This is a genomic window from Streptomyces sp. S6 (assembly GCF_054880855.1).
Genome location: NZ_JBTYMC010000481.1, coordinates 1 through 3,504 on the forward strand (window position 1 = coordinate 1; position 3,504 = coordinate 3,504).

Genomic DNA, 3,504 nt, shown 5'->3' on the forward strand with positions numbered 1-3,504 from the left:
CGGGCGGGGGCCGGGCGCGGTGGGCGAGTGGGGTCGGGGCGGGCAGGGGCCGGCTCGGGAGAGTCCAGCGGGGCGGGTGGGCGGGGCTGGGTGTGGGAGGTGTGGTGCAGGAGTTGGGGCGTTACGGGGTGTGCGCCGCTGCGGGGGCGCGGATGGGAGGCGGGGCGGAGGGAAGGGGAGTTCGGCAGGTCAGGGCACCGGGAAATCGTCCGCCCTCATGGGGACCGGCACGGCTCTTCCCGTGGCGGCCAGGTCTGCGGGGACCTCGGGGTGGTCCGGGTTGGCGCGGATCAGGCGGGTGGCGGGGGTGTGGCGCGGATTGGGTGACTCGGCAGATTCGGCTCCGGGTATCTGGTCGGCGGACCGCATGGCCGCACCGCATGGTGGGACCCCACCCGGGGGCATGCGGTGCGGACGGGCGGACTGGGGTGCGAAGCGGTGGGCGGGGGTGTGGTGCGTGACGTATGGCCAAGTCACCCGGTTAGCAGGACGCTGCACTCACATCACTCCGGGGGACGGAGGCCGTGATGGCCGAACCGGCAATGACTGTCGCTCCCTACTGGCAACTCACCTTCGACGCGGACGGGGACGTGAACCCCGCCGAACGCGACCGGCTCCTCAAGGAGGCAGGGCCGCGAGGCGTCCAGGACCTGATCCTCTTCTCGCACGGCTGGAACAACGACCGCTCCCGTGCGACCGCCCTCTTCCGCGCCTTCTTCGCCCCGATACCGAACCTCGCGCCGCACGCGAAGCTCGGGTACGTCGGTGTCGTATGGCCGTCGATGCGGTTCTGTGACGAACCCATCCCGGATTTCCCGCACTTGACGGCCCTTCAGGATCCCTGCCTCGACGGCGGGACCCGGGACGCGCTCCTCGCGGCCTTCCCCGGCAAGGACGCCACCGTCGAGCGGATCGCCCAGCTGCTGGACCAACCGCCGCCCGACGACGCGGGGTTGACCGAGTTCGGGGAGCTGGTGGCACGGCTCGTAGATGCCGTGCCCGCGCGGTGCGCGACGGACCTGCCGGGGGAAGGGGCGCCCGCGCTGCTCACCGAGCCGGCGGCACAGATGTGCCAGGAGTTCGCGGAGGCCCTCCAAGAGGCGGACGGCACCCGGGAGTTCTCCCTCCCCAACCCCTGGGACGGCGCCAAGGAGCTGTTGCGGCAGGCGACGTACTACGCGATGAAACGCCGGGCCGGAACGGTCGGCGAGCGCGGACTCGGTCCGTTCCTGGGGAAGTTGGCGGCGGTCTCGCCCGGTGTGCGGGTCCATCTGGTGGGGCACAGTTTCGGCGGGCGCCTGGTGTCGTTCGCACTCAACGGCCTGCCCGGGGGCGTGCGTTCGGTGAAGTCCATGACGCTTCTTCAGGGAGCCTTCTCCCATTACACGTTCGCGGCGGACGGGGCGCTGAGCGGGCGCCAGAACCGGGTCGACGGTCCGGTGGTGTGCTGCCACTCCTCCTTCGACCAGGCCCTCGGCACGATGTATCCGCTGGCCTCCCGGATGGCGGGGGACTCACGCGGGGCGATCGGGGACCTGCTCGGCACGAAGTGGGGTGCCATGGGGCACGACGGCGTCCAGTCGGTGCCGGAAACACGGGAGTTGAGCCTCACGGACGCGCTGCGGGGCCCACTTCCCGCGTCCGGCTGCGTCAACGTCGACGCGGCGTCCGTCGTCCGCCGGGGCGGGCCGCCGTCCGGGGCGCACAGCGACATCGTGCACGCCGAACTGGCGCGGGTGGTGCTGGCGGCGGGGCGGATTCCGCAGGGGTGAGCCCGCGTACGGCCGGGCCGGGTCCCCCAGGAGGCGAACCCGGCCCGGCCGTACGGCATTTGTCAGCGGTCGGCGGTGCTCGGCCGCGTGCCCGCCCGGATGCTCACCGGTGGGAGGTGAACTCCACCACCTGCTGATAGGTGGGCCGGTTCTGCCAGCTGATGTTGTTGTGCTTGATGCCGCCGAGCGTGCGCTGGACGATCGAGTCGGCGCACCACTGGTTGCCGGCCTGGCAGAGGCTGTCGGCCGGGTAGACCTGGGCGGCGGTCTTGCCCGCGGCGGTCTTCAGGGTGCTGATGAGGGTGTCGCGGCAGGCGGCGAGGGCACCGGCGCCGCAGTACTTCTGGGCCAGCGGATCCTTGACGGTCTCGCCGAGGACGGCCCTGATGTCCTTGTCGACGTAGCTCCACCAGCCGTACTGGAAGGAGCTTCCCGCGTGGGAGCCGGTCGGTCCGTGGGCCGCCGAAGGCGCCTCGTCCACGGGGAGGTTGGCGGTGATGGCGGTGAACAGGTCGCTGCCGAGGCCGGGTTGGAACTCGGCCTGCACCAGGAGCGGCCACCAGGCGTCCAGGATGCGGATCGCGTCGGCGTCGGCGTAGGTCTTGGACCCGGCCGAAGTCTCGGTGCGCTTACCGCCGTTGGCGAGCCACGTCTGGAGTTTCGTGACCGCCGCGGCGGCCGTGGAGTCCGTCACCGGCGAGCTGTTGACGACCTTGAGGAGGTCCGGCAGGACGTCCTCGGCACGCAGGTCGGCGAGCGCGGCGTCCGCCATCGCCTTGGTGAGGGAGGCACGCGTGACCCCGCCCGCCGCGACGAGCTTCTTGACCCGGTCCTCAAGGAGGTTGCCCCGGTGCACCGAGCCCTCGCCCCAGGGCGCGCTGGTGTAGTCCTTGGCCTGCTTGTTGTTCCAGGAGATGTAGTAGTCCTGGTCGACGGACTGCGGGTGCTGCGAAGGGGGCGTGTAGTCGGCGGTGTTGGTGGCGGGGTTCCAGTTCCGCCACTCGTACGCCTGCTGCGCCCAGACCGGGAACTCGGCGTCGACTCCGGACGCGCGGACCGGGTTGTCGCCGGAGTTGTAGTACGCGGTGTGCCGGGAGTCGGCGTAGAACCAGTTGAAGGTGTAGTTGATGTGCTGGACGGCCTCCTCGAAGGTGTCCGGGCCCTTCACGAAGCCGGGGTCGTTGAGCATCTGGAAGCCGATGATGGAGTCGGCCTCGTGCAGGTAGGAGGTGCGCAGGGTGGTGTAGGCGACCTTCTTGCCGCCGACGGTGGCCCGGTGCGTGACGGGACCGTACTTGGTGCGCCACACGCGCATCGTGTAGGAGCCGGCGGCGGTGGAGTCGGCGGTCGTCGGCTTCCAGGCGTTCTTCTGCTCGACCTTGTCCATGGCCGTGCAGGTGCCTCGGTAGAGGTAGTGGTAGTCGTCCTGGCACAGCTCGACGGCGTAGGTGTCGATGATGTCCTGTCCGGACGTCGTAGCACTCCAGGCGTAGTCCTGGCCCCTCCCGAGTTCTACGTACATGCTGAGACCTGCGAACGACGCGCCACGGGCACTGATTCCAGGACCCTGGATCTCCTGGAGAAGGAGGAGCTGTGGAGCGAAGTAACCGGTCTGCGGACCGAAGACGGCGACGGGGTGGCCGCTGGCGGTGTGCGCGCCGTTGACGACGAGGGCGTTGGACATGCCGCGCTTCGCGGAGGTCGTCGCGGCCGCGGCGGCCGTCGCGGCGGG

Annotated in this window: 2 protein-coding genes; one reads left to right on the plus strand and one right to left on the minus strand. The window is 70.6% G+C overall.

Annotated features, from left to right (window positions below):
* Positions 1–527 precede the first annotated feature (527 nt).
* On the plus strand, positions 528–1,772 hold the full coding sequence (locus ACVNF4_RS33930; protein ID WP_461806715.1) for a serine-threonine protein kinase: 1,245 nt from the start codon (positions 528–530) through the stop codon (positions 1,770–1,772).
* Positions 1,773–1,875: 103 nt separating this feature from the next.
* Here ACVNF4_RS33930 and ACVNF4_RS33935 read toward each other — a convergent pair.
* The coding region (locus ACVNF4_RS33935; protein ID WP_461806716.1) for a penicillin acylase family protein at positions 1,876–3,504 on the minus strand (1,629 nt) is incomplete at its 5' end.

Coding starts and splice junctions, on each gene's coding strand:
- ACVNF4_RS33930 (WP_461806715.1), top strand. CDS start 528: ATGGCCGAACCGGCAATGACTGTCGCTCCCTACTGGCAACTCACCTTC.